This is a genomic window from Nocardia farcinica (assembly GCF_029867845.1).
In the GTDB taxonomy this organism is placed as follows: domain Bacteria; phylum Actinomycetota; class Actinomycetes; order Mycobacteriales; family Mycobacteriaceae; genus Nocardia; species Nocardia farcinica_A.
Map to the genome: position 1 here is coordinate 1 of NZ_JARWRU010000343.1, position 1,087 is coordinate 1,087.

At 78.4% G+C, this 1,087-nt stretch carries 1 protein-coding gene and 1 pseudogene; one reads left to right on the forward strand and one right to left on the reverse strand.

Annotation, left to right across the window (positions count from 1 at the left end):
- Positions 1-655, reverse strand: a pseudogene (locus QH283_RS07325) (hypothetical protein); the annotation flags it as partial.
- Positions 656-836: 181 nt separating this feature from the next.
- Here QH283_RS07325 and QH283_RS07330 point away from each other — a divergent pair.
- Positions 837-1,087: hypothetical protein (locus QH283_RS07330; protein WP_280502259.1), on the forward strand; the 251-nt coding region annotated here is incomplete at its 3' end.

A 1,087-nucleotide genomic window follows, 5' to 3' on the forward strand; every position in this document is an offset into this window, starting at 1 on the left:
CCTCGTCGGCCTCCTCGGCCACGTCCGCCTCGACGGCCTCGTCGGCCACGACGGGCACCTCCGCCACGACCGCCACGACCGCCACGTCCGGCACGACCGGCACCTCAGGCACGACCGGCACGACCGCCACGTCCGGCACGACCGGCACCTCGGACGCGACCGCCACGACCGGCACCTCAGGCACGACCGCCACGTCCGGCACCTCCGGCACGTCCGCGACGCCGAGTTCATCCGCCGCATCCAGCACTTCGGCCGCATCCGGTTCCGCCACGTCCGGCTCTTCGATTACGCCCGGCTCTTCGCCTGCGTCCAGCACCTCGGCCGCGCCCAGCTCTTCGCCTGCGTCCGGCGCTCCGGCCACATCCGGCTCCCCCGCGCCGTCCGATGCGCGGGTCGCGCCCGCCTCCGTTCCACCGACGGAGGCTTCGTCGCCGACGGGCACGGCGACTGCCACGCCGGGCACCTCCGCCCGGTCGGACGGCGGCGACACCGCGTCGGGAACGACCGCCGCTGCCGTTCGAGGCTCGAACTCCGTCGGCTCCGGCTCGACCGGCTCGGGGACGACCGGTACGCCGCAGACATCGGCGGCGGACAACCGATCCACCATCGGCGCGCGGTCCCGTCCCGACTCCCGCACTGCGTCCTCGGACGCCACCTCCGCTCCGGCACGCCCGAACGCCACCGAACCCGGTGCCGCCGAACCGAAGTCGGCGCGCCCGGGAGCCGGGGCGCAGAAGTCCGGCCCCTCCGCCGACGGCCCGTCGGTGTCCCCCTCGGACGCCACCCGCGTCGTGTCCGCCCCCGCCTCGACAGGTGCGGCGAGCGCGGAGCGCGCCGTGGCCTCCGGGACAGGCAACTCCGCCGCCACCTCCGCACCCCGCCCGCTACGCGGCTTCCCGACGGCCGCGGACAGCTCGGCCGACGACCGTCCGGCCACCACCCCCGCAGCTCCGAGGCCGGGCACCCCGAGCGCGGAAACCCCTGCCCCCCCCGCAACGGCCCCCCCCCGCGGGCGCACCCCCCCCCCCCCCCGGGCCGCCCCCCCCCCCCACGCCCCCCCCGACGGCGGGCGCGGGACCCCCCCCGG